We start from the raw sequence: 24,082 nt of genomic DNA, 5'->3' as shown, positions 1-24,082 counted from the left end.
CTGTGGATCTGACACCATTCCCCGGGGGCCCCGTCCGGCGGTTGGACGGTGCTCGTTCGGAGAACGACCAGGGTTGGGGCCTCCCCTGCTCGACCGAAGTTGAGAGCTTGGGGAAGGATGGGACCGCGCGGTGCGGGGCTACGAACGCCAGGAGAGCCACCAAGCTGCTGACGACGACCACCTGTCACGGTTCGAAGCCGAGATGAAGCGGCTGAAGACCGAACGGGAGAAGGCCGTCCAGCACGCCGACGACCTCGGCTATCAGGTCGAGGTCTTGCGCGCAAAGCTGCACGAGGCGCGACGTGCCCTCGCGACCCGTCCCGCGTACGACGGCACGGACATCGGGTACCAGGCCGAGCAGATGCTGCGCAACGCGCAGATGCAGGCCGACCAGCTGCGGATGGACGCGGAGCGGGAGCTGCGCGAGGCCCGTTCGCAGACGCAGCGCATCCTCCAGGAGCACGCCGAGCAGCAGGCGCGGCTCCAGGCCGAACTGCACCAGGAGGCGGTCAACCGCCGCCAGCAGCTCGACCAGGAGCTGTCCGAGCGCCGCGCGACCGTCGAGTCCCACGTCAACGAGAACGTCGCCTGGGCCGAGCAGCTGCGTGCGCGCAGCGAGGCGCAGGCCCGCCGGCTGGTCGACGAGGCGCGCGCCGAGGCCGAGCAGTCCCTGAGCGCGGCGCGGGCCGAGGCCCAGCGCGTGGTCGAGGAGACCCGGCAGCGCATCGCCGCCGAGGCGGAGAGCACCCGCGCCGAGGCCGAGGCCCTGCTGCGGCGCGCCCGCACGGACGCCGAGCGGCTGCTGAACGCGGCCTCCGGCCAGGCCCAGGAGGCCACCGACCACGCCGAGCGGCTGCGCGCCTCGGCGCACGCCGAGACCGAGCAGGAACGCCGCCGTGCCGCCGAGCAGTCCCGGCTGGCCGAGGAGCGGGCCGCGCAGGCCGAGACGGCGCTGCGCGAGGCGCGCGCGGAGGCCGAGCGGCTGGCCGCCGAGGCGCAGGAGCGCTCGGCGAAACTGCTCGCGAGCACCGAGTCGCAGAGCGAACAGCGCACCCGTACGGCGAAGGAGCAGATCGCCCGGCTGGTCGGCGAGGCCACCAAGGAGGCCGAGACGCTGCGGGCCGAGGCGCGGCAGCGTCGCGAGGACGCGATCGCGGAGGCCGAGCGCGTCCTCGCCGAGGCCGCGGAGAACGCCCGCACCGTCGCGGCGGAGGACTCGGCCGCGGCGCTGGCGAAGGCGGCCCGCAGCGCCGACGAGGTCCTCTCGAAGGCCTCGGCGGACGCGACGGCGACGACCCGCGCGGCCACCGAGGAGGCCGAGCGCATCCGGGGCGAGGCGCAGGCCGAGGCGGACCGGCTGCGCAGTGAGGCCGCCGACACGGCGGCGCAGCTCAAGGGCGCGGCGAAGGACGACACCAAGGAGTACCGCGCCAAGACCGTCGAGCTCCAGGAGGAGGCCCGGCGGCTGCGCGGCGAGGCCGAGCAGCTGCGGGCCGAGGCCGTCGCCGAGGGCGAGCGCATCCGGGGCGAGGCGCGGCGCGAGGCCGTCCAGCAGATCGAGGAGGCCGCGGGCCGCGCCGAGGAGCTGCTGACCAAGGCCAGGTCGGACGCCGAGGAGCTGCGCGGCGGCGCCGCGGAGGACGCGGAGCGGACCAGGGCCGAGGGCACCGAGCGGGCCGAGGCGCTGCGCGCCCAGGCCGAGGAGCTGCTGGAGCGGGCCAGGACCGAGGCGCGGGAGCTGACGGAGCGGGCCGAGGAGCAGGCGCAGGCGGAGCGGGCGGCCGCCGAGGAGGCCGCCACCGAGCTGCGCGCGGACGCCGAGCGGGCCGCGAAGGCGCTGCACGAGGGCGCCGAGGAGGAGCTGACCCGGCTGCGCACCGAGGCCGAGCAGCGGCTGCGGGGCGCCGAGGAGGCGCTGACCGAGGCGCGCGCCGAGGTCGAGCGGCTGCGGGCGCAGACCGCGGAGGACACGGAGCGGCTGCGCACCGAGGCGACGGAGCGGGCGCGCGCGGTGCGCGAGGAGGCCGAGGCGGAGGCGGAGCGGCTGCGCACCGAGGCGGCGGCGGACGTCGCGGCCTCCCGCGCGGAGGCGGAGACCGTCGCCGTACGGCTGCGCGCCGAGGCCGAGGCCGAGGCGGAGCGGGTGCGCACGGAGGCCAAGGAGGCCGCCGACCGGGTCCGCGGCGAGGCGCAGACGGCCGCCGAGCGGGTCACCGAGCAGGCCGCGGAGGAACTCGCGGCGGCCCAGGAGGAGGCGGCGCGGCGCCGGCGCAGCGCCGAGGAGACGCTGGAGTCGGCGCGGGCCGAGGCCGGTGAGGAGCGGGAGCGGGCGCGGGAGCGTTCCGAGGAGCTGCTCGCGGCGGCCCGCAAGCGGGTCGAGGAGGCGGAGGCCGAGGCGGTCCGGCTGGTCGAGGAGGCGGAGACGCGCGCCGGGGAACTGGTGTCGGCCGCCGAGCAGACGGCGCAGCAGGTACGGGACTCGGTCGCCGGCCTCCAGGAGGCGGCGCAGGAGGAGATCGCCGGTCTGCGCTCGGCCGCCGAGCACGCCGCGGACCGTACGCGTACGCAGGCGCAGGAGGAGGCCGACCGGCTGCGGACCGACGCGCACACCGAGCGCGAGCGGGCCGGGGAGGACGCCGCGCGGCTGCGGCGGGAGGCGCAGGAGGCGTCGGAGCACGCGAAGGCGCTCGCCGAGCGGACGGTGACGGAGGCCCTCGCGGAGGCGGAGCGGCTGAAGTCGGAGGCGGCGCGGCACGCGCAGCGGGTACGCACCGAGGCCTCGGACGCGATCGCGAGCGCGGAGCAGGACGCCTCGCGTACCCGGGCCGAGGCGCGGGAGGACGCGAACCGTATCCGCAACGAGGCGGCCGCGCAGGCGGACACCCTGGTCACGGAGGCGACGGCGGAGACGACGCGGCTGCGCGAGCGGACCGCGGCCGAGACGGAGCAGCAGGTCGTGGCGGCGACGGCGGAGGCGGCCCGGCGGATCACCGAGGCCAAGGCCGACGCGGAGCGGCGGGTCGCGGAGGCGGCCGACGAGGCGGAGCGGCTGCGGGCCGAGGCCGCCGAGACGGTGGAGTCGGCGCGCCGGCACGCGGAGCGCACCCGGGCCGAGGCCGAGGAGCTGGAGCGGCGGAGCGTCGAGGAGGCGGAGCGCACGCGGGCCGAGACGAGGGCCGAGGCGGAGCGGCTGCTCGACGAGGCGCGGGGCGAGGCCAATAAGCGGCGCACGGAGGCCGCGGAGCAGGTCGACCGGCTCGTGTCGGAGGCCACCGCCGAGGCGGAGAAGCTGACGACGGAGGCGCTGGAGCAGGCGCTCAAGGCGACCGCCGACGCCGAGGAGCAGGCCGACCGGATGGTGGGCGCGGCGCGCAAGGAGGCCGAGCGGCTGGTCGCCGAGGCGCGGGGCGAGGGCAACGCGCTGGTCGAGAAGTCGCGTACCGACGCCGACGAACTCCTCGTCGGGGCGCGCCGGGACGCGACGGCGATCCGGGAGCGGGCCGAGGAGCTGCGGGAGCGGGTCACCGCCGAGATCGAGGAGCTGCACGAGCGGGCCAGGCGCGAGTCGGCCGAGACGATGCGGACGGCGGGCGAGCGCTGCGACGCGCTCGTACAGGCCGCGCAGGAGCAGCTCGCCGAGGCCGAGGCCAAGGCGGAGGAGCTGGTCTCGGCGGCCGACTCGGAGGCGGGCAAGGTCAGGATCGCCGCGGTGAAGAAGGCCGAGGGGCTGCTCAAGGAGGCCAGCCAGAAGAAGGCCGAACTGGTGGGCGAGGCCGAGCGGGTGCTGAGCGAGGCGAGGGCCGAGGCGGAGCAGGTCGTGGCCGAGGGCCAGCGGGAGCTGGACATACTGGTGCGCCGCCGGCAGGACATCAACGCCGAGATCGGCCGGGTCCAGGACGTGCTGGAGGCCCTGGAGTCCTTCGAGACCCCCGGCGCGGGCGGGAAGCAGGTCCCGGCCCCGGCCGGTCCGGGCGGGGCCTCGGGCAAGGGGTCGGCCAAGGGCACGGACGGACGCGGACAGGCCACCGGCGTCAAGGCGGGAGCCTCGGCCGGATCGACTCGTTCGGGTGGTAAGCAGTCGGACGGCTAGGCGGTGTCCCGGGCCGCGCTTGTTCTACTGGGGTGCGGCCCGGGAGGTTTGACGGGGCGTCGGTTGTCCGGCGGGGCCCCGGTGACACGGACACAAGCCGCCGATCCGGAAGAATCCGGCCATCGACCACACAAAAGGGGTGGCATTCTCCAGATCAAACGGGCATTTGCTCGATGACACGCCGTCCGGACCCCTAGGATTCCCTTTATCACCTCACCGGTCTCATTCGACAGGAACCCCATGAGCGACACTTCCCCCTACGGCTTCGAGCTTGTGCGGCGTGGGTACGACCGCGCTCAGGTGGACGAACGCATCTCCAAGCTCGTCTCCGACCGTGACAGCGCGTTGGCCCGTATCACCGCCCTGGAAAAGCGCATTGAGGAGCTGCACCTCGAAACGCAGAACGCGCAGGCACAGGTATCGGACGCGGAGCCCTCGTACGCGGGGCTCGGCGCGCGCGTCGAGAAGATCCTCCGGCTCGCCGAGGAGGAGGCCAAGGACCTGCGTGAGGAGGCCAGGCGCGCCGCGGAGCAGCACCGGGAGCTGGCCGAGTCCGCCGCCCAGCAGGTGCGCAACGACGCGGAGTCCTTCGCGTCCGAGCGCAAGGCCAAGGCGGAGGACGAGGGCGTCCGGATCGTCGAGAAGGCCAAGGGCGAGGCGGGCACGCTGCGGGCGGAGGCGCAGAAGGACGCGCAGTCCAAGCGTGAGGAGGCCGACGCGCTCTTCGAGGAGACCCGGGCCAAGGCCGCGCAGGCCGCGGCCGACTTCGAGACGAACCTCGCCAAGCGCCGGGAGCAGTCCGAGCGGGACCTCGCCTCGCGTCAGGCCAAGGCGGAGAAGCGGCTCGCGGAGATCGAGCACCGGGCGGAGCAGCTGCGCCTGGAGGCCGAGAAGCTGCGCACGGACGCGGAGCGCCGGGCCCGTCAGACGGTGGAGACGGCGCAGCGTCAGTCCGAGGACATCGTGGCGGACGCGAACGCGAAGGCCGACCGCATCCGCAGCGAGTCCGAGCGGGAGCTGGCGGCGCTGACCAACCGCCGCGACTCGATCAACGCGCAGCTGACGAACGTCCGCGAGATGCTGGCGACGCTCACGGGTGCCGCGGTGGCGGCCGCCGGTTCGCCGGCCGAGGACGAGCCGGTCTCGCGCGGGGTGCCCGCGCAGCAGACCCGCTGACGCGCTCTCAGGCGCGCCGTCCGTCCTCGGGGGCCCGTGGTCCTCGCGCCGGGCGGGCCGGGTACTTCCCGGTCCGCCCGGCGTTCGTCGTTTCCGGCGTACGGGGAGGGGGCCGGGCGAAACGGGGTGGCGGGCGTTAGCGTGGGTCGCATGATTGAGGTGGCCGGCCTGACCAAACGTTACGGCGAGAGACTCGCCGTCAACAATCTGACCTTCAACGTGCGCCCCGGCATCGTCACGGGCTTCCTCGGGCCCAACGGCGCCGGGAAGTCCACGACGATGCGCATGATGCTGGGGCTGGACAACCCCACGTCGGGCGAGGTCCTGATCGACGGCAAGCGGTACGCCGGGCTGAAGGACCCGCTCACGGACGTCGGGGCGCTGCTCGACGCCAAGGCGATGCACGGCGGGCGCACGGCCCGCAACCATCTGCTGTGCCTCGCGCAGAGCAACGGACTGCCGGCCTCCCGGGTCGACGAGGTCCTCGACACGGTGGGGCTCACGGCGGTCGCGAAGAAGCGCGCCAAGGGCTTCTCGCTGGGGATGGGGCAGCGCCTGGGGATCGCGGGCGCGCTGCTCGGCGACCCGCGCATCCTGATGTTCGACGAGCCCGTCAACGGGCTCGACCCGGAGGGCATCCACTGGATCAGGAACCTGATGCGGACCCTCGCGCACCAGGGCCGCACGGTGTTCGTCTCCTCGCACCTGATGAGCGAGATGGCGCTGACCGCAGAACACCTCGTGGTCATCGGTCAGGGGCGGCTGCTCGCCGACACCTCGATGGCCGGGTTCATCCGGGACAACTCCCGCACCTACGTGCGGTTGCGCTCCCCCGAGCAGGAGCGGCTGCGCGACGTGCTGCACGAGGCGGGCGTACGCGTCACGCAGGGCCCCGACGGCACGCTGGAGGCCGACGACGTGGAGGCGGCGCGCCTGGGCGAGCTGGCCGCCGGGAACGAGATCGTGCTGCACGAGCTGAGCCCGCAGTCGGCCTCGCTGGAGGACGCGTTCATGCAGCTGACCGCCGAGTCGGTGGAGTACCACGCGCACACCGGCCGGTCCGTGCCGGCCGGTGAGGCCGGGGGGCCGCCGGTCCCCGGTCCGGGAGGTGCCTCCCCGCAGCCGGGCTGGGGCGAGGACTGGAAGAAGGGCAAGTGACGATGGCCGCTCCGCAGGTAGTGCTCTCGGAGTGGACGAAGATCCGCTCCGTCGCCTCGACCGTCTGGACCCTCTCGCTCGCCGTGGTCACCACGATCGGGCTCGGTCTGCTGATCAGCTGGCTGACCAACAACGACTTCGGCTCGATGAACCGTGAGGACCGGCTGACCTTCGACCCGACGTACACGAGTTTCGCGGGGATGGGCCTCGGTCAGCTCGCGATGATCGTGTTCGGCGTGCTGGTCGTCTCCAACGAGTACTCGACCGGGATGATCCGCACCTCGCTCGCGGCGGTGCCGCGCCGGGGCGTGTTCTTCTTCTGCAAGGTCCTGGTGGCGACCGCCCTGGCCTTCGTGGTCGCGGTGGCCACGGCCTTCGTGACCTTCTTCGTGGGGCAGGCGGCGCTCGGCGACCACAGCGCGGCGCTCGGCGACCCGGGGGTGCTGCGCGCGGTGTTCGGCGCCGCGCTCTACATGACGCTGATCGCGGTGTTCTCGATGGGGATCGCGGTGATCCTGCGCTCCCCCATGCTGTCGCTGGGCATCCTGATGCCGTTCTTCTTCCTGGTCTCCAACATCCTGGGCAGCGTCTCGGCGACCAAGAAGTACGCGCAGTACCTCCCGGACCAGGCGGGGCAGAAGATCCTCCAGGTGATCCAGCCGCCCGACGACGACGCCCCGTACGGGCCGTGGGGCGGTCTCGGCATCATGATCCTGTGGGTCGCGGTCGCCCTCCTGGTGGGCTATCTGCTGTTGCGCGAACGGGACGCCTGAGCGGGCGGGCCGTCCGGCCGGGCCGTCCGGACTTTGCCCGATCTTGGCGGGAACCGTCACTCCACCGATAGCCTCCTAACCCTTACGGGGGCGGTGCGCCCCTGCGGCCCGCGGGCCGCCGGGTATCGATGGGTGCGGAGAATGATCGAGGCAATCGGCCTGACGAAGCGCTACGGCGACAAGACAGCCGTGTACGACCTGTCCTTCCAGGTACGGCCCGGGACGGTGACCGGGTTCCTGGGCCCCAACGGTTCCGGCAAGTCCACGACGATGCGGATGATCCTGGGCCTCGACCGGCCCAGCGCCGGCCACGTGACGATCGGGGGGCACCCCTACCGTCAGGTGCCGAACGCGCCCCGCCAGGTGGGCGCCCTGCTCGACGCGAAGGCCGTGCACGGTGGCCGCAGCGCGCGCAACCACCTGCTGTCGCTGGCCCAGCTCTCCGGCATCCCCGCCCGCCGGGTCGACGAGGTGCTCGGGGTCGTGGGCCTCCAGGACGTGGCCAGGCGCCGCTCCAAGGGCTTCTCGCTCGGCATGGGGCAGCGCCTGGGCATCGCGGCGGCCCTGCTCGGCGACCCGCAGGTGCTGCTGTTCGACGAGCCGGTCAACGGACTCGACCCCGAGGGCATCCTGTGGGTGCGCAACCTCATGAAGTCGCTGGCCGCCGAGGGCCGCACGGTGTTCGTCTCCTCGCACCTGATGAGCGAGATGGCGCTGACCGCAGAACACCTCGTGGTCATCGGGCGCGGACGGTTGCTCGCCGACATGAGCGTGCGCGACTTCATCTCGCACAACTCGGCGGACTTCGCGCGGGTGCGGGTGCCCGCGGGCGAGGGCGAGCAGCGCGAGAAGCTCACCGCGACGCTCACCGAGGGGGGCGGCCAGGTGCTGCCCGAGCCGGACGGGGCGCTGCGGGTCACGGGCCTGCCGCTGCCGCGCATCAGCGAGCTGGCGCACGGCGCGGACGTACGGCTGTGGGAGCTGTCGCCGCACCAGGCGTCCCTGGAGGAGGCGTACATGCGGATGACGCAGCACGCCGTGGACTACCGCTCGACCGACGACCGGCTGGCCGGTTTCGAGGAGTCGCCGCCGCGATGGGCGCTCCAGCCGGACGCGGCTCTGGCCCCTCCCGGGGCGGGGCAGCCCGGCTGGTACCCGCCGCCTGCCGCGAGCCCGTACGCGGGGGGCCCGGCGCCGTCCGCCGGGCCGGCCGTCGCCAACCCGTACGCCGCGCCCGTCACCGTCCCGGCGCCGGGCGGCAAGAGCGCGGACGCCCGGGGCGCCGAGGAGCGCCGTGAGGACCAGGACAGCGAGGACCACCGATGAGCACGCCCACCGCCCCGCCGCCGCACGGCCCGCTCCCGCCGGCCTCCGGCGCCCCGTACCCGCCGCGGGGGCCGCAGCCGTACGGGCAACAGGGCCCCTGGGCGGGCGCGGCGCCCGCCGGGTACGAGTCGCCGATCCCCGTCGTGCGGGTCCACCTCGGGCACGCGCTGCTGTCGGAGTGGACGAAGATCCGCTCGGTGCGTTCGACGCTGTGGACGCTCGGGGTGTTCTTCCTGCTGGTCCTCGGGGTCGGGGTGCTGTTCACGACGCAGGTCGGCGAGCGGCTCGGGGAGACCGACACCGTCACGTTGTTCGCCTTCCCGGGCCTGCTGCTGGGCTCGATCTGCGTCATGACGCTGGGCGCGCTGGTCGTCACCTCGGAGTACGGCACCGGGCTGATCCGGCCCACGCTCACCGCCTCTCCGCAGCGCCACCGGGTGCTGCTCGCGAAGATCCTGGTCTTCTTCGGGCTCACCTTCGTGGTGGGGCTCGTGTCGGTCGGGCTGGTGTCCGTCATCGCGGAGGGCTCGTACGCCGAGGCCGGCGGCGACTGGGGCGGCCCGGCGCTGCTCGCGACGCTCTACGTGTCGTTGCTCGGGGTGCTCGCTCTGGCGGTCGGCTCGATGCTGCGGCACTCGGCGGGGGCCATCACGACGATGCTGGCCGCGATGCTCGTGCCCTCGGTCCTGCCGGCCTTCCTGATGATCTCGGCCTCCACGAAGGGGCTGGGCGAGCGGATGATGGAGTACAGCGCGCCCACCGCGCTGACGTATCTGACGATGCCGGACGGCGCGGACGACGGCCACAACCAGCTGCTGTTCCTCGTGGTGGTGACCGCGGCGGCGGTGGCCGGGGCCTTCGCCCTGCTGGAGCGCAGGGACGTGTGAGCCCGCTCCCCGGTCAGTAGCGGGGCGCGTTGCGGGACCGCTGCACCCGGGTGGTGCGGCGGTCCTTCGCGTTCCAGCAGGACTTGTGCCAGTGCCGGCGCTCGTCGACCCCGCTGTACTCGGACCAGGCCACGACGTGCGGGACGCCGGAACGGATCTCCTGGTCGCAGCCGGGGCAGCGGTAGACCTTCCCGGCGGAGGCGGCGCCCGCGACGTGCCGGACCGACCAGTCCTCGTCCTGCCAGCTCTCCGTACGGTGCAGCCCGTACCGGTCGCCGTGGTCCTCGGCAGCCCGCCTGCCGGACTCCGGGGCGGCCTTGGGGCGGTTTCGGCGGGGGGACACGGCACACCTCGCAGGCGGTAAGCGGACTTCGGCGACATCAAGCCTACGCGGAAGACGGCCGGTGTCCGGAGCGGCTCCGGACACCGCCGCCGCCGCGAATCTCCGGACAATCCGCCAATCCTTCCGCAGGCCGTGCCTTTGGCACGTGTCAGGCGTTGTTGCCCGTAGCGGGAGCTGCCGCGGCGGCACGAGGAAGGCAAGGAGTCCATGCGGGTAGGCAGTTTTGTCCTGGCGGGTCAGTACCCGGGTCAGGGCCAGGGAGAGGCGCTGCACCGTGCGGTGCGCTCGGCCGAGGCGGCGGAGGCGGCGGGCCTCGACGCGGTGTGGCTGGCCGAACACCATTTCGTGCCGTACGGCACCTGTCCCTCGGCGGTGACGCTCGCCGCGCTGCTGCTGGGGCGCACCCGGCGGATCGGGGTCGGCACGGCGGTGAGTGTGCTGCCCACGGCGCACCCGGTGGCGCTCGGCGAGCAGGCGGCCCTGCTGCACGTCGTGTCCGAGGGCCGCTTCTCGCTCGGCGTGGGGCGGGGCGGCCCCTGGGTGGACCTGGAGGTGTTCGGCGCGGGTCTCGCGGCCTTCGAGAGCGGCTTCCCCGAGTCCCTGGACCTGCTGCTGCGCTGGCTGCGCGAGGAGCGGGTGGGCGCGTCCGGCCCCCGGTACGCCTTCCGTGAGGTCGCGGTCGTCCCGCGCCCCGCGGAGGCGCTCGGCGGGGCGCCGGCCGGTCCGGAGATGGTCCTCGCGTGCACCTCCCCGGCGAGTGTCCGGCTGGCCGCGGCGCGCGGGCTGCCGATGCTGCTGGGCATGCACGCCGGCGACGAGGAGAAGGCGGGGATGGTGGCGCTGTGGCGGCGGGAGGCGCTGGCCGCGGGTCGCGCTCCGGAGGAGGTGGCGGGGGCGGCCCACGTGAGCGCGGGCGTCCTGCAGATCGCCGACGGGGACGAGGACGCGGCGCAGGTGCTGACCAAGGCGATGCCCGGGTGGTTCCGTGCGGGGCTCGGGGCGCACGTCACGGTCGACGGCAGGCGCCGTTCGATGCGTGACCCGGTGGCGTACACCGAGTTCCTGTGCTCCCTCCACCCGGTGGGCCGGGCGGAGACCTGCGTGCGGCGGCTCGCGGCCACGGCGGAGCGCACGGGGATCAGCAGGTTCGCTCTGGTCATGGAGGGCTCGGGGGACCTGGCGGCGACGGAGGAGAACATCCGGCGGGCCGGCGCCGAGCTGCTGCCCCGGCTGCTCTGACCGGGGGGCGCTCGGGCTCCGGTCGCCCCGTGCGCCCGACTGTCCTGAAACCGTGCGGACACCGCCGTACGGAATGCGCAGGGGGCCCTACGGCGGCGAGGGGAGGGCGCCCCGGTAGCGCGGCCCGCACGCGGCGGACCGGAATCCGGGGCCCCGCCCCTCGGCCACGGGGCTCAGCAGTCGCGCAGCTCCGGGGACTGGTTGAGGAGCTGGGCGCGCACGGAGGTGAAGCGGGTGAGTCGCTCGTCGACCGCGGGGTCGAGGGGGAAGACCGCCACCCGGTGGCAGTTCTGGAAGGCGAGACGCACGCCGAAGTGGCGCTGGAGCGCCCCGCGGATGGCGTCACTGGCGAGGGCGCGCAGCAGCTGACCACGCTCCTTCTCGCTGGGCGGCGGCGTCTGGTTGTCGGCGAAGTCTCCGCCGTCCACCTTCAGTTGGGCCACCAGGGAGCTGACCATCTCCCATGCGTAGGGCAGGGAGGTCCGGACGCAGTCGACGAATTCCGCTTCGTCCACCTCGCCTCGCTCGGCCTGTTCCAACAGTGCCGGTGAGACGTCGAGCGACATGGGTACTCCTCTCGCACCCCCGAGCGGCGGGGGTCCTCGGACAGGGCGGGAAGCCCCGACACGCAGCGTGCTCGCGTCGCGACCTCCCGCCAACACGTTATGCATCCTTTCCGTGGCGCACCAGGAGTTTGCGCACACTACCGGCCACCTCCGAGGGCGTCCTTCCAGGGCGAATCGCGCCGGGGCGGGCGGGTCGGATAGCGTTGCCGACCATGCGTCTTGTCATCGCCCGATGCTCCGTGGACTACGCGGGCCGGCTCACCGCCCACCTCCCCTCGGCTCCCCGCCTGATCCTCGTGAAGGCGGACGGGAGCGTCTCGATCCACGCGGACGACCGGGCCTACAAACCCCTCAACTGGATGTCTCCGCCGTGCACTCTGAAGGAGAGCACCGAGGACGGCGTCCCGGTGTGGACGGTGGTGAACAAGGGCGGCGAGAAGCTGATCATCACCATGGAGGAGATCCTCCACGAGTCCGCGCACGAACTCGGGGTGGACCCCGGGCTCATCAAGGACGGTGTGGAGGCCCACCTCCAGGAGCTGCTCGCGGACCGCATCGAAACGCTCGGCGCCGGCTACACCCTGATCCGTCGCGAGTACCCGACGGCGATCGGCCCGGTGGACATCCTGTGCCGGGACGGCGACGGGGCGACCGTCGCGGTGGAGATCAAGCGGCGCGGGGAGATCGACGGAGTCGAGCAGCTCACGCGCTATCTGGAGCTGCTGAACCGGGACCCGCACCTGGCTCCCGTGAAGGGCGTGTTCGCGGCGCAGGAGATCAAGCCGCAGGCCCGGGTGCTCGCCACGGACCGGGGTATCGGCTGCGCGGTGCTCGACTACGACGCGCTGCGCGGTATCGAGGACGACAAGCTGCGGCTGTTCTGAGCGCCAGCGGCATATGCCCTCGGCCTGTGTGGGTTCGGCCTGAACCCGCGCTCCCCAAGAGGGGCATCCCCGCGCATTTCGCCACTGGGCGCACGCGGTGCGCGAGCGCACCGCGTGCGCCCAGTGGCGAAGCGTGACGGCGCGCGCCGCCACCACCCGGTGAAGGAGGGCGGGGCGGGACCGGCTCGCTCGGTCCCGCCCCGCCCTCCTCGTCGCCGCCGTACGCGGTCAGATGACGCCGCTGTCGCCGTCCCCGGTGGGCCCGGCGGTGGCCGGGGCCGACTGCGAGGCGGTCTCCTCGGCCGGGGTGCTCGGCACCGGGCCGCTCGCGGAGTCCGAGGTCTCGGGCTCACTGGGCCCGGTCGGCGGCTCCTCGGTGGCGGGCGGCTCCTCGGGGTCGGTCGGCGGCTCCTGCGTGCCCGGCTCGTCCGTGGGGTCCTCGGAGGCGGGCGGCGGGTTGGAGGTACTGGGCTTGCCGGACCCGGTCGGCTTCCCGGAACCGGGCTTGCCGGGCTGGTGCGAGGTGCTGGGCTTCTCCGACGTGCCCGGCTCGTCCCCCTCCCCGCTGTCGTCCTCGTCCGTGCCGCCGGGCGTCGAGGGGTCCCCGCTGTCCGTGGCGCCCGGGGTGTCACTGCCCTGCGCGCTGGGCGTCGGATCGTCGGCGGTACCGAGGACGCCGTCCTCGCCGGGGTCGGTCGCGGAGGCGTCCGCCCCGGGCCGGCGCGTGGAGGCGTCGGCGCTGTCCTCGGGACGGTCGGCGCTGGGACCGTCCTCGCCGTCGTCGGTGTTCGCGGACTGCTCGGACTTGACGCGGTCGGCGGGCGCCTCGTCCTTGTCGGAGGTCGCGCCGAGCGTGACGACGGTGCCGAGGACCGCGACGAGCAGGGCCCCGGCCCCGGCCGCCACGAGGTTGCGGCGGGCCCCGGTGAGGACGGCGCGCCGTCCGGCGGTCCCCTTCGGCTGCTCGACGGGGAGCGTCCGCCCGACGGAGACCGTCTGCCCGGCGCCGGTGGACAGCAGCGGGGGGAACGGGGGCTGCGGCTCGGGACGGCCGGGGAGCTGCGCGACGAGCGGCGGCAGCCCGCCGGGGGGCGTGGACGGCTCCTCGGGCCGGGCGAAGGGCAGCTCCTCGGTCACCGCGGCGGCGCCCGGCGGGGACGTCTCTCCCGAGCGGTCGGTGACCAGCGCGAGCGCCCTGCGCCCCGCGACGGTGCCCCGCCGGTCGGCGAGGGCCCCGCGCAGGGCTATGGACGCCTCCAGTTCGGCGCGGGCCCGGTCGAGGGCGCCCTCGCACAGCGCGAGCACCCCGAGTTCGTGGTGGAAGTACGCCTCGTCGGCGACCTGGCCGGCGCCGCGCGCGGCCTCCTGACCGGCCCGCAGGGCCCGTTCCCACGCGCCCCAGTGCAGGGCGGCGGCGAAGGCGGGGGCCGCGGCGCGGGCGAGCAGCACCCCGGCGCTGCCCTCCTCGGGCTCCTCGCCGTCCTCGGCCGGGGCGGTGGGCCGCGCGGTCACGGCGGCGAGCGCGGCCAGGACGCACTCGGCCTCGGCCGCGACCCGCTCGGGGCTGACCGAGGGGTGGGCGGCCCACCAGGCGTAGTGCCGGGCGGCGGCGTCGGCGCGCTCGGCGGCGTCCTCGGCGTATCCGGCGGCCTCCAGCTGGACCAGCACCCCGCCGGCCAGCCGGTAGCCGGCGCCCGCGGGGGTGACCAGCACGGTGTCGGTCAGTTCCGCGAGCGCGGCGTCGGCGTGGGTGTCGCCGGTGAGGGCCGGCAGGTGCGCGGGGTGCGGCAGTTCACCGCCGAGGGCGACGGCGTAGCGCAGCGCCTCGCGCGCCGAGGGGCTGAGCCGGGAGGCGAGGGCGGCGGCCGGGGCGGCGCCCTCGGCGAGGCTCGGCAGCAGCACCTCGCCGTCGTTCGTGTCGAAGGCGGTGTCCACCGGGTTCGGGGAGAAGTAGCCGAACTCCTCGAAGGCGGAGGGGTCGGCACGCAGCCGGTCGCGCTGGAGCAGCAGCGCCCCGGCCTGGACGAAGCGCAGCGGCAGCCCCTCGGACTCGAACCACAGGTCACCCGCCCAGTTGGCCTCCTCGTCGGTGAGGGGCCGGTCGACGGCGCGCTCCAGGAGTTCCAGTCCACTGCCGCGGCCGACCCCGGAGAGGAAGACCTCCTCGAAGTGGGCGTCCGCGGAGGGCGCCGGGGTGTCGGGCGTGGCGGCCACGAGGAAGGCGCACTCGGGGGTCGCGTCGAGCAGTTCGTCGAGGGCCGCCCCGCCGAACTCCAGGTCGTCGACGATCACGACGGCGCCGACCTCGCGCAGCAGGTCGAGCAGCAGCGCCCGGCCGGGCCGGTGCAGCGGGGCCTCGTAGACCTCGCCGAACAGTTCGTGCAGGAGGTCGTCGGGGGTACGGCCGCGACCGCAGAGCCGGACCACCCCGTCGGGGGCGAGGGACTCGCAGGCGCTCGCCACGACGTCGAGCAGGGCGGTGCGGCCGGAGCCGCAGGGACCGGTCAGGCGTACGGAGCGCCCGCGGGCCAGCAGCCTGGTCAGCCGTTCCTTCGTCTCGGTGCGCTCCAGGAGGCCGCCGCCCCCGTTGTGCGCGGGGCCCGCCGGGACCGGCGGACGGGCGGCCCGGCGCCGTTCGGCGCGTACGGCGGGGCCGCGTCTGGCCGGACGGGCGGGCAGCGCTCCGGGCGGGCACGGCTCGGCCTCGCTGCCGTCGACGGGGTTGACGGTGATCAGCAGGTCGTCGCTGACGATGCGGGCGGTACGGGCCAGGCCCCCGGAGGAGGGGCCGAAGTCGGGCCCGAGCGGATCGCGCGTGACCCGCGGCCGGCGCCGGGCGGTGGGCGCCTCGTCCGCCTCCTCCGGCGTTCCGGCGGCGGAGGCGGACCCGGTGCTTCGGTCGAGGGGTGCGCCGAACAGGTCCTTGGCGCCGGACCGGCCCACGTCGGCCCCGGCGGGCGGGGAGGAGGGGGCTTTGGCGCCGCCGAGGACCCCGAAGGCGTCGAAGGGCACGGGCGCGTCCTGGGGCGCGAGGGCGTCGGCGGGCCCGGAGGCCCTGCTCAGGTCACCGGAGGCCGGCCCGGCCACGGGAGGACGGTGCTCGTCGTCCCGCCCCTGCGGTTCCCCGTCGTGCGGATTGTTCGGGTCCATGGTCCAAGCCCCCAAGAAGCGTCGTGCCGCGCCTTTGCCACCGCCGGTCCGGTCCGGTCCCGGCCCGGACCGAGTGCGCGCGGAGCGGCCCGGCCTCACTCCGTCCCCGTGCGGGGCCGCACTGTCGCCCCTGGTCCGGCGCCCGCCCGGTGGTCCTGCGACCGGTGGGCGACCGAACAATAAACCTGCACACAGTATCTATGAACAGGCGGGGTACCACCGCGTCCGGGACATCACAGTCTCGTGAGGATTGACCGCTCCCGGCGCGCGGGCGCGGGAGGCACGACGCCACGGAGCCGACCGGGGCGGGACGGACGAGCGCGCCGGGGCCGGACGGACGAGCGCGCCGGGGCCGGACGGACGAGCGCGCCGAGGCCGGACGACGGGCGAGCGCGGCCGAGCGCGCCCGGAGGTCGCGGGAGGGCTCCCGGCATCCGTCCGCCCCCGCCTCTCCTCCGCTCAGGCGCGCGGCAGCGCCTCCGCCGCGATGCCGCCCTCGATCGCGAGGATGCGGTGCAGCCGGGTCGCGACCAGGAGGCGCTGCATCTGCGGCGGGACGTCACGCAGGACCAGGCGCCGTCCGCAGCGGCCGGCCCTGCGGTGCACGCCCATGATCACCCCGAGGCCGGTGGCGTCCCACGAGTCGAGCTCGCACAGGTTCAGCACCAGATCGCCCGCCCCGGCGTCGACGGCCGTGTGCAGGACCGTACGGGCGTCCGCCGCGCTGCGCACGTCGAGGCGGCCCCCGACGACCAGCTCGGTGTGGTCGCCCCTGATATGCATATGCGCTCCCCGATGTGCTCATGTCAGCGTTCGCGTCTCTTGTATGTCACAGCAACTGACTGGTGGTCAGGTACAGAAGTTGCCGCCTGTGAGCGAACCGATACCGAATTCACCCCGAAGGGTGAGCCACGCTCAGTGCTTGTAGAAGCCCTGCCCGCTCTTGCGCCCGATGTCCCCGGCGTCCACCATCCGGCGCATCGACTCCGGGGCGGCGAACTTCTCGTCCTGGGACTCGGTGTAGATGTTGTCGGCCGCGTGCAGCAGGATGTCGACGCCGGTGAGGTCGGCGGTGGCCAGCGGGCCCATGGCGTGGCCGAAGCCCAGCTTGCACGCGATGTCGATGTCCTCGGCGGTGGCGACCCCGGACTCCTGGAGCTTGGCCGCCTCGACCACGAGGGCGGTGATCAGCCGGGTGGTCACGAAGCCCGCGACGTCGCGGTTGACGACCACGCAGGTCTTGCCCACCGACTCGGCGAACTCCCGCGCCCTGGCCAGGGTTTCGTCACTCGTCTTGTAGCCGCGCACCAGCTCGCACAGGGCCATCATCGGCACCGGCGAGAAGAAGTGCGTGCCGACGACCCGCTCGGGGTGCGCGGTGGCCGCGGCGATCTTGGTGATCGGGATGGCGGAGGTGTTGGAGGCGAGCACCGCGGTGTCCTTCACGATGCCGTCCAGGGTCCGGAAGATCTCGTGCTTGACGTCGAGCTTCTCGAAGACGGCCTCGACCACGAGGTCGGCGTCCGCGACCGCGTCGAGGTCGGTGGTCGGGGTGATCCGGGCGAGCGCCGCCCCGGCGTCCTCGGCGGACAGCTTCCCCTTCGAGACGAACTTGTCGTACGAGCGCCTGATGCCGTCCGTGCCCCGGGTGAGCGCCGCGTCGGTGACGTCCCGCAGGGTGACCTCCCAGCCCGCCTGGGCGGAGACCTGTGCGATGCCGGACCCCATGAGTCCGGCCCCGATGACGGCGAGCTTCCTGGCCACTTCCGCACCTCTTCGTGTGTTCGCTTCGTGAGTGCGCGCGCCCGGTCTCGCGCGCCGCCGCCGGGCGCGTCCCGCACCCCGGTCGTCGGCCGCGCCGGCCCGGGGCCTCGTACACCCCGTGTGCCTTGTCCGCGCTCGCCGGTGACGCCGGTTTAGCCACCGGCTCCCCGGCGGAGATTAGCGCCCGCCGGGCCCTGTTTGGCGGTGAAGAGATGCGCGTCACGTCGCCTTTGACGGACATCACACCACTGCCGCCGACGGGGCGCCGTCCGGGCCCTGCCCCTACTGTGGTGCGCATGGTCAATCTGACGCGTATCTACACCCGGACCGGCGACCAGGGCACGACGGCGCTCGGCGACATGAGCAGGACCGCCAAGACGGATCTGCGGATCGCCGCGTACGCGGACGCCAACGAGGCGAACGCCGCGATCGGCACGGCCCTCGCGCTCGGCTCCCTGCCCGCCGGGGTGGCCGCGGTGCTGACCCGCGTCCAGAACGACCTGTTCGACGTGGGCGCCGACCTGTCCACCCCGGTCGTCGCGGAGCCGAAGTACCCGCCGCTGCGGGTCGAGCAGGCGTACGTCGACAAGCTGGAGGCGGACTGCGACCGTTTCCTGGAGGACCTGGAGAAGCTGCGCAGCTTCATCCTGCCGGGTGGCACACCGGGCGCCGCCCTCCTGCACCAGGCGTGCACGGTGGTGCGCCGCGCCGAGCGCTCGACCTGGGCGGCGATCGAGGTGCACGGCGAGACGATGAACGCGCTCACCGCGACCTATCTCAACCGCCTCTCCGACCTGCTGTTCATCCTGGCCCGCGTGGCGAACAAGGAGATCGGCGACGTCCTGTGGGTGCCGGGCGGGGAGCGCTGAGCCAGGCACACCCGGGAGGCCGGCGGGGGCGGCACCCCGCCGGCCTCCCCTGTCCTCGCCCACCCCTGCCCGCGAGCGCGGCCCCCGCACTCCCCCTCTTTTGGTCCAGACCTCTTGACCGATGGTCCAGACCTTTCTACTCTCACAGCCATCTGCGGTGAGCACGTCAACAGCCGGGGCCGCAAAGCCTCTGCGAACAGGGCGTGTTCACGGGCGCGCAGGGTTCCACCCCACCATCGGTACTCAAGCCTTGGAGTGCGCCTTGAGCTCAGGAACCCCCGGCGGACGCGGTAGACGTCTGCGTCTCAGAGCCCTGGCAGGGTTCACCACCCTGATCCTTCCCTTCGCCGCCCTCGTCGGTCTCGGCTCCTCCCCCGCCGGGGCGGCCGCCGAGGCCACGACGGCGAGCGCGAGCTACACCAAGACCCAGGACTGGGGCTCCGGCTTCGAGGGGAAGTGGACGGTCAAGAACACCGGCACCACCGCCCTGGCCGGCTGGACCCTGGAGTGGGACTTCCCCTCCGGCACCAAGGTGACCTCCGCGTGGGACGCGGACGTCACCAACTCCGGTGACCACTGGAGCGCCAAGAACAAGAGCTGGGCCGGCAGTCTCGCCCCCGGCGCCTCGGTGTCCTTCGGCTTCAACGGAACCGGCACCGGCTCCCCGGCCGGCTGTAAGCTCAACGGCTCCTCCTGTGACGGTACTTCGGTGCCCGGCGACAACCCGCCGAGCGCCCCGGGCACCCCCACGGCCTCCGCGGTCACCAACACCTCGGCGAAGCTGAGCTGGAGCGCGGCCACCGACGACAAGGGCGTCAAGAACTACGACGTGCTGCGCGACGGCGCCAAGGTCGCGACCGTCACCACCACCTCGTACACCGACAACGCGCTGAGCGCCGGTACGGACTACTCGTACACCGTGCAGGCCCGTGACACCGCCGACCAGACCGGACCGGTCAGCGGCGCGGTCAAGGTCCGCACCACCGGTGGCGGCGGCACCGACCCGGGCACCCCGGGCACCGGCGGCGGCAAGGTCAAGCTCGGCTACTTCGCCGAGTGGGGTGTCTACGACCGCAACTACCACGTCAAGAACATCGCGAGCTCCGGCTCCGCCTCGAAGATCACGCACATCAACTACTCCTTCGGCAACACGACCGGCGGAAAGTGCGTGATGGGTGACGCCTACGCGGCCACCGACAAGGCGTACACCGCGGACCAGTCCGTGGACGGCGTCGCGGACACCTGGGACCAGCCGCTGCGCGGCAACTTCAACCAGCTGCGCAAGCTCAAGGCGAAGAACCCGAACATCAAGGTGCTGTGGTCCTTCGGCGGCTGGACTTGGTCCGGCGGTTTCACCGAGGCGGCCAAGAACCCGGCGGCCTTCGCCCAGTCCTGCAAGGCGCTCGTGGAGGACCCGCGCTGGGCCGATGTCTTCGACGGCATCGACATCGACTGGGAGTACCCCAACGCCTGTGGGCTGACCTGTGACACGAGCGGTCCGGCCGCCCTCAAGAACCTGGCGACGGCCCTGCGTTCGGCCTTCGGCAAGGACTACCTCGTGACGGCCGCGATCACCGCCGACGGTACCCCCGGCGGCAAGATCGACGCCGCCGACTACGCGGGCGCCTCCCAGTCCCTGGACTGGTACAACGTCATGACGTACGACTTCTTCGGCGCCTGGGACGCGAAGGGCCCGACCGCCCCGCACTCCCCGCTCACCTCGTACAACGGCATCCCGAAGGCCGGGTTCACCTCGGCCGACGCGATCGCCAGGCTCAAGGCCCAGGGCGTGCCCGCGAGCAAGCTGCTGCTCGGCATCGGCTTCTACGGCCGCGGCTGGACCGGCGTCACGCAGGACGCTCCCGGCGGCACCGCGACCGGCGCCGCCCCCGGCAAGTACGAGGCCGGTATCGAGGACTACAAGGTGCTCAAGACGGCCTGCCCGGTCACCGGCACCGTGGCCGGCACCGCCTACGCGCACTGCGGCACCAACTGGTGGAGCTACGACACCCCGGCGACCATCGCCTCCAAGATGAGCTGGGCGAAGTCCCAGGGTCTCGGCGGCGCCTTCTTCTGGGAGTTCAGTGGTGACACCAGCAACGGCGAACTCGTCACGGCGATCAGCGACGGACTGAAGTAACCCCCGCTCCCGGGCCGGCCGACCGGCCCGGGGACACCACCCCCCGGAACGAAGCCGGGGAGACGGGTACGCCCCCTGTCTCCCCGGCTTCTCGCTGTCCGCCGCCCCGGATGTGCCCCGTACCGGAGGTCGCGTCCTGCGAGGATCGTCCGTGGGGCCGGGGGGCGATCCGTACGTACGCGCCCGGGGTAGGCGCCCTCGGGCCGTGTTGACCCTCCCCCGCACTCCGTCCGGGAGGACCCGCGGCCGGCGCGCGCCCCTCGTCTCAGGCGACGTTGACGCGCTGGCCGGGCGGGGCCGCCTCCAGCCAGGCGAGGAAGCCGGTCAGGGCGTCCTCGCTCATGGCCAGTTCCAGCCGGACCCCGTGGTGCAGACACCCGAGGACGACGGCGTCGGAGAGCAGGGCCAGCTCCTCCTCGCCGTCGGGGGTACGCCGGTCGGTCACCTCGATCGCGGAGCGCTCCAGCAGCCGGCGCGGGCGCGGGGAGTACGAGAAGACGCGGAACCACGCGAGCCGGTCGCCGTTGTAGCGGGCCACCCCGTAGATCCAGCCCTTGCCGGAGGTCTCGCCGCGCTCGGGGGCGTTCCACCGCAGGGAACAGTCGAAGGTGCCGCCGGAACGCTGGATGAGCCTGCGGCGCAGGCCGAAGACGAAGAGCCCCGCCAATACGAGCACCACGACCAGCCCGCACACCAGCAGAGTGAGGAACATCGGTACCGACCTCCTCGCCTCATCTGTGACGGACTTGCCTCTACTGCACCCGCATGGCCTCAGCCGCGGCCCGGTCTGGAGGTCTCCAGTCCCGGCCGCGGCTGAGGTTCTAGTGCTGAGGCACTAGGTTACGTCGCCTCGTACGGTCAGCGTCCCGCCGCCGCCCGCAGCCGGACGTCCGCACGCCGTTCGGCGGAGGCGTCCGTCTCCGCCTTGGCGCGCTCCAGCGCACGCTCGGCGCGCTGGACATCGATCTCCTCGGACAGCTCCGCGATCTCGGCCAGCAGCGACAGCTTGTCGTCCGCGAAGGACAGGAAGCCGCCGTGCACGGCCGCGACCACCGTGGAACCGTCGGTGGTGCGAATGGTCACCGGGCCCGACTCCAGCACACCGAGCAGCGGCTGGTGTCCGGGCATCACGCCGATGTCGCCGGAGGTGGTGCGGGCGACGACCAGAGTGGCCTCGCCGGACCAGATACTGCGGTCCGCGGCGACCAGCTCGACATGCAGCTCAGCAGCCAAGGGGTGCTCCTCGGGTCACCACCCGGCCGCGTGGCCGGGTGTTGGGAAAAGATTCTAGGGGGCGGGCACGGAGGGCGGGCACGCGGCCCGCCCTCCGGCCTGGAGCACGAGGCTCAGGAGACGCCCAGCTCCTTGGCGTTGGCCTTGAGGTCCTCAATGCCACCGCACAGGAAGAACGCCTGCTCGGGGAAGTGGTCGTACTCGCCGTCGCAGATCGCGTTGAAGGCCGTGATCGACTCGTCGAGGGACACGTCCGAACCGTCGACGCCGGTGAACTGCTTGGCGACGTGGGTGTTCTGCGACAGGAAGCGCTCGACGCGGCGCGCGCGCCACACCACGAGCTTGTCCTCCTCGCCCAGCTCGTCCATACCGAGGATGGCGATGATGTCCTGGAGGTCCTTGTACTTCTGCAGGATCGTCTTGACCCGCATCGCGGTGTCGTAGTGCTCCTGCGTGATGTACCGGGGGTCCAGGATGCGGGACGTGGAGTCCAGCGGGTCCACCGCGGGGTAGATGCCCTTCTCGGAGATCGGACGGGAGAGAACCGTCGTCGCGTCGAGGTGGGCGAAGGTGGTCGCCGGCGCCGGGTCGGTCAGGTCGTCCGCGGGGACGTAGATCGCCTGCATCGAGGTGATCGAGTGGCCACGCGTCGAGGTGATGCGCTCCTGGAGCAGACCCATCTCGTCCGCCAGGTTCGGCTGGTAACCCACCGCGGAGGGCATACGGCCCAGCAGCGTGGAGACCTCGGAACCGGCCTGGGTGAAGCGGAAGATGTTGTCGATGAAGAACAGCACGTCCTGCTTCTGGACGTCGCGGAAGTACTCGGCCATGGTCAGGCCGGCCAGCGCGACGCGCAGACGCGTCCCCGGCGGCTCGTCCATCTGGCCGAAGACCAGCGCGGTCTTGTCGATGACGCCCGAGTCGGACATCTCCTCGATGAGGTCGTTGCCCTCACGGGTACGCTCACCGACGCCCGCGAACACCGACACACCGTCGTGGTTGTTGGCGACGCGGTAGATCATTTCCTGGATCAGCACGGTCTTGCCGACCCCGGCACCACCGAACAGACCGATCTTGCCGCCCTTGACGTACGGGGTCAGCAGGTCGATGACCTTGATGCCGGTCTCGAACATCTCGGTCTTCGACTCGAGCTCGTCGAAGTTCGGCGCCTTGCGGTGGATCGGCCAGCGCTCACCGACGTTGGCGTTCTCCTCGGGGACGTTCAGCACCTCGCCGAGGGTGTTGAACACCTTGCCCTTGGTGAAGTCGCCGACCGGCACGGTGAGGCCGGTGCCGGTGTCGGTCACCGGGGCCTGGCGGACCAGACCGTCGGTGGGCTGCATCGAGATCGCGCGGACCAGGCCGCCGCCCAGGTGCTGGGCGACCTCCAGGGTCAGCGTCTTGCGCTCACCGGCGTTGGCCGGGTCGTCGATTTCGACGTGCAGCGCGTTGTAGATCTCCGGCATCGCGTCGACGGGGAACTCCACGTCGACGACCGGGCCGATCACCCGGGCGACGCGGCCCGTCGCGACGGCCGTATCAACAATGGTCGTCATTACTTGTCACTCCCCGCGTTCGCGTCGGCCAGGGCACTGGAGCCACCGACGATCTCGCTGATTTCCTGGGTGATTTCGGCCTGGCGGGCCGCGTTGGCAAGCCGGGAGAGCGTGTTGATCAGCTCTCCGGCGTTGTCGGTCGCCGACTTCATCGCGCGGCGGGTGGCGGCGTGCTTGGAAGCGGCCGACTGGAGCAGCGCGTTGTAGATACGGCTCTCGACGTAGCGCGGCAGCAGAGCGTCGAGGACGTCCTCCGCCGACGGCTCGAAGTCGAACAGCGGCAGGATCTCGCCCTGGGGGGCTGCTTCCTTCGCCACCTCGTCGAGGCTGAGCGGCAGCAGGCGGTCGTCGATCGCCGTCTGCGTCATCATCGAGACGAACTCGGTGTAGACGATGTGGATCTCGTCCACACCGCCCTCGGCCGTGTCCTTCTCGATGGCCTCGATGAGGGGCCCCGCGACCGTCTTGGCGTCCCCGTACGTGGGTTCGTCGGTGAAGCCGGTCCACGAGTCGGCCAGGGGCCGCTCACGGAAGTTGTAGTGCGCGATGCCGCGGCGGCCGACGACGTACGTCTCGACCTCGCGTCCCGCGCTCTCCAGCCTCCCGGTGAGCTGCTCCGCCGCCTTGATCGCGTTGGCGTTGAAGGCCCCCGCGAGGCCGCGGTCGCTCGTGAGGAGCAGGACCGCGGACCGGGTGGGCGCCTCGGACTCGGTGGTCAGCGGATGCTTCGTGTTCGACCCGGTCGCCACCGCCGTGACCGCGCGCGTCAGCTCGGTCGCGTACGGCGTGGAGGCCGCCACCTTGCGCTGCGCCTTGACGATGCGCGAGGCGGCGATCATCTCCATCGCCTTGGTGATCTTCTTGGTCGCGGAGACGGACCGGATGCGACGCTTGTAGACCCGGAGCTGGGCTCCCATGAGTCAGGTCC

General features: G+C 73.1%; 19 protein-coding genes. 10 read left to right on the top strand and 9 right to left on the bottom strand.

Annotated features, from left to right (window positions below; all coding sequences use genetic code 11):
• The first annotated feature begins 130 nt into the window (after positions 1-130).
• The 6 genes from scy (at position 131) to ACFYMP_RS04970 (ending at position 9,410) form a co-directional block, all read left to right on the top strand.
• Complete coding sequence (gene scy / locus ACFYMP_RS04995) at positions 131-4,090, top strand: polarized growth protein Scy (RefSeq protein WP_388850592.1); 3,960 nt, start codon at positions 131-133, stop codon at positions 4,088-4,090.
• A gap of 240 nt (positions 4,091-4,330) precedes the next feature.
• Entirely contained in the window at positions 4,331-5,266 is a 936-nt protein-coding gene (locus ACFYMP_RS04990; RefSeq protein WP_388850589.1) for a cellulose-binding protein, read from the top strand.
• A 150-nt stretch (positions 5,267-5,416) separates the two neighbouring features.
• On the top strand, positions 5,417-6,424 hold the full coding sequence (locus ACFYMP_RS04985) for an ABC transporter ATP-binding protein (protein ID WP_388850586.1): 1,008 nt from the start codon (positions 5,417-5,419) through the stop codon (positions 6,422-6,424).
• Between the two features lie 2 nt (positions 6,425-6,426).
• Positions 6,427-7,197 carry an ABC transporter permease subunit gene (locus tag ACFYMP_RS04980; RefSeq protein WP_388851017.1) on the top strand — a complete coding sequence of 257 codons (771 nt, stop codon included), beginning with the start codon at positions 6,427-6,429 and terminating at the stop codon, positions 7,195-7,197.
• A 141-nt stretch (positions 7,198-7,338) separates the two neighbouring features.
• Positions 7,339-8,523: an ATP-binding cassette domain-containing protein gene (locus ACFYMP_RS04975; protein ID WP_388850584.1), complete on the top strand. Its 1,185-nt coding sequence runs from the start codon at positions 7,339-7,341 to the stop codon at positions 8,521-8,523.
• Entirely contained in the window at positions 8,520-9,410 is an 891-nt protein-coding gene (locus ACFYMP_RS04970; RefSeq protein WP_388850581.1) for an ABC transporter permease, read from the top strand. Before ACFYMP_RS04975 ends, ACFYMP_RS04970 begins: the two co-directional genes overlap by 4 nt.
• Positions 9,411-9,423: 13 nt before the next feature.
• On the opposite strand, the gene ACFYMP_RS04965 is transcribed toward ACFYMP_RS04970, so the two are convergent.
• Positions 9,424-9,753 (bottom strand): ATP/GTP-binding protein, encoded by a 330-nt coding sequence (locus ACFYMP_RS04965; protein ID WP_388850578.1) that lies wholly within the window; start codon positions 9,751-9,753, stop codon positions 9,424-9,426.
• 207 nt (positions 9,754-9,960) lie between these two features.
• Between ACFYMP_RS04965 and ACFYMP_RS04960 the strand changes: the two genes are divergently transcribed.
• Positions 9,961-10,992 (top strand): LLM class flavin-dependent oxidoreductase, encoded by a 1,032-nt coding sequence (locus ACFYMP_RS04960; RefSeq protein ID WP_388850575.1) that lies wholly within the window; start codon positions 9,961-9,963, stop codon positions 10,990-10,992.
• Positions 10,993-11,165: 173 nt separating this feature from the next.
• Here ACFYMP_RS04960 and ACFYMP_RS04955 read toward each other — a convergent pair whose 3' ends face one another.
• Positions 11,166-11,558 carry an SCO5389 family protein gene (locus ACFYMP_RS04955; RefSeq protein ID WP_388850572.1) on the bottom strand — a complete coding sequence of 131 codons (393 nt, stop codon included), beginning with the start codon at positions 11,556-11,558 and terminating at the stop codon, positions 11,166-11,168.
• A 212-nt stretch (positions 11,559-11,770) separates the two neighbouring features.
• Between ACFYMP_RS04955 and nucS the strand changes: the two genes are divergently transcribed.
• Positions 11,771-12,442, top strand: coding sequence for an endonuclease NucS (nucS, locus tag ACFYMP_RS04950; protein ID WP_363148426.1), 672 nt, complete (start codon positions 11,771-11,773; stop codon positions 12,440-12,442).
• A gap of 228 nt (positions 12,443-12,670) precedes the next feature.
• On the opposite strand, the gene ACFYMP_RS04945 is transcribed toward nucS, so the two are convergent.
• The 3 genes from ACFYMP_RS04945 to ACFYMP_RS04935 form a co-directional block, all read right to left on the bottom strand.
• Complete coding sequence (locus ACFYMP_RS04945; protein ID WP_388850569.1) at positions 12,671-15,592, bottom strand: hypothetical protein; 2,922 nt, start codon at positions 15,590-15,592, stop codon at positions 12,671-12,673.
• 459 nt (positions 15,593-16,051) lie between these two features.
• Positions 16,052-16,375, bottom strand: coding sequence for an STAS domain-containing protein (locus ACFYMP_RS04940; RefSeq protein ID WP_388850566.1), 324 nt, complete (start codon positions 16,373-16,375; stop codon positions 16,052-16,054).
• Between the two features lie 132 nt (positions 16,376-16,507).
• Positions 16,508-17,356 (bottom strand): 3-hydroxyacyl-CoA dehydrogenase family protein, encoded by an 849-nt coding sequence (locus tag ACFYMP_RS04935; RefSeq protein WP_388850564.1) that lies wholly within the window; start codon positions 17,354-17,356, stop codon positions 16,508-16,510.
• A gap of 296 nt (positions 17,357-17,652) precedes the next feature.
• Between ACFYMP_RS04935 and ACFYMP_RS04930 the strand changes: the two genes are divergently transcribed.
• Both ACFYMP_RS04930 and ACFYMP_RS04925 read left to right on the top strand, forming a co-directional pair.
• Complete coding sequence (locus ACFYMP_RS04930) at positions 17,653-18,225, top strand: cob(I)yrinic acid a,c-diamide adenosyltransferase (RefSeq protein ID WP_388850561.1); 573 nt, start codon at positions 17,653-17,655, stop codon at positions 18,223-18,225.
• 262 nt (positions 18,226-18,487) lie between these two features.
• On the top strand, positions 18,488-20,365 hold the full coding sequence (locus tag ACFYMP_RS04925) for a glycosyl hydrolase family 18 protein (RefSeq protein WP_388850558.1): 1,878 nt from the start codon (positions 18,488-18,490) through the stop codon (positions 20,363-20,365).
• Positions 20,366-20,630: 265 nt separating this feature from the next.
• Here the strand turns inward: ACFYMP_RS04925 and ACFYMP_RS04920 are convergent, their stop codons facing one another.
• The 4 genes from ACFYMP_RS04920 to ACFYMP_RS04905 all read right to left on the bottom strand — a co-directional run bounded on the left by ACFYMP_RS04920 (position 20,631) and on the right by ACFYMP_RS04905 (position 24,071).
• A complete protein-coding gene (locus tag ACFYMP_RS04920; RefSeq protein ID WP_363148432.1) occupies positions 20,631-21,077 on the bottom strand; it encodes a DUF2550 domain-containing protein in 447 nt (148 codons plus the stop codon).
• A gap of 146 nt (positions 21,078-21,223) precedes the next feature.
• Positions 21,224-21,598, bottom strand: coding sequence for a F0F1 ATP synthase subunit epsilon (locus ACFYMP_RS04915; protein WP_388850555.1), 375 nt, complete (start codon positions 21,596-21,598; stop codon positions 21,224-21,226).
• Positions 21,599-21,711: 113 nt separating this feature from the next.
• On the bottom strand, positions 21,712-23,154 hold the full coding sequence (atpD, locus tag ACFYMP_RS04910) for a F0F1 ATP synthase subunit beta (RefSeq protein WP_388850553.1): 1,443 nt from the start codon (positions 23,152-23,154) through the stop codon (positions 21,712-21,714).
• Positions 23,154-24,071, bottom strand: a complete 918-nt coding sequence (locus ACFYMP_RS04905; protein WP_388850550.1) for a F0F1 ATP synthase subunit gamma — start codon at positions 24,069-24,071, stop codon at positions 23,154-23,156. Before ACFYMP_RS04905 ends, atpD begins: the two co-directional genes overlap by 1 nt.
• Positions 24,072-24,082 lie beyond the last annotated feature (11 nt).

Source organism: Streptomyces sp. NPDC007088 (genome assembly GCF_042869355.1).
Classification (GTDB): domain Bacteria; phylum Actinomycetota; class Actinomycetes; order Streptomycetales; family Streptomycetaceae; genus Streptomyces.
This window is presented reverse-complemented; position numbering and strand designations above follow the sequence as displayed.

Excerpts from the sequence above, each read along its gene's own strand:
- ACFYMP_RS04980 (WP_388851017.1), top strand. The coding sequence starts at position 6,427 with ATGGCCGCTCCGCAGGTAGTGCTCTCGGAGTGGACGAAGATCCGCTCC.
- ACFYMP_RS04975 (WP_388850584.1), top strand. The coding sequence starts at position 7,339 with ATGATCGAGGCAATCGGCCTGACGAAGCGCTACGGCGACAAGACAGCC.
- ACFYMP_RS04985 (WP_388850586.1), top strand. The coding sequence starts at position 5,417 with ATGATTGAGGTGGCCGGCCTGACCAAACGTTACGGCGAGAGACTCGCC.
- ACFYMP_RS04905 (WP_388850550.1), bottom strand. The coding sequence starts at position 24,071 with ATGGGAGCCCAGCTCCGGGTCTACAAGCGTCGCATCCGGTCCGTCTCC.
- ACFYMP_RS04970 (WP_388850581.1), top strand. The coding sequence starts at position 8,520 with ATGAGCACGCCCACCGCCCCGCCGCCGCACGGCCCGCTCCCGCCGGCC.
- atpD (WP_388850553.1), bottom strand. The coding sequence starts at position 23,154 with ATGACGACCATTGTTGATACGGCCGTCGCGACGGGCCGCGTCGCCCGG.
- nucS (WP_363148426.1), top strand. The coding sequence starts at position 11,771 with ATGCGTCTTGTCATCGCCCGATGCTCCGTGGACTACGCGGGCCGGCTC.
- ACFYMP_RS04945 (WP_388850569.1), bottom strand. The coding sequence starts at position 15,592 with ATGGACCCGAACAATCCGCACGACGGGGAACCGCAGGGGCGGGACGAC.
- ACFYMP_RS04960 (WP_388850575.1), top strand. The coding sequence starts at position 9,961 with ATGCGGGTAGGCAGTTTTGTCCTGGCGGGTCAGTACCCGGGTCAGGGC.
- ACFYMP_RS04955 (WP_388850572.1), bottom strand. The coding sequence starts at position 11,558 with ATGTCGCTCGACGTCTCACCGGCACTGTTGGAACAGGCCGAGCGAGGC.
- ACFYMP_RS04920 (WP_363148432.1), bottom strand. The coding sequence starts at position 21,077 with ATGTTCCTCACTCTGCTGGTGTGCGGGCTGGTCGTGGTGCTCGTATTG.
- ACFYMP_RS04940 (WP_388850566.1), bottom strand. The coding sequence starts at position 16,375 with ATGCATATCAGGGGCGACCACACCGAGCTGGTCGTCGGGGGCCGCCTC.
- ACFYMP_RS04990 (WP_388850589.1), top strand. The coding sequence starts at position 4,331 with ATGAGCGACACTTCCCCCTACGGCTTCGAGCTTGTGCGGCGTGGGTAC.
- ACFYMP_RS04930 (WP_388850561.1), top strand. The coding sequence starts at position 17,653 with ATGGTCAATCTGACGCGTATCTACACCCGGACCGGCGACCAGGGCACG.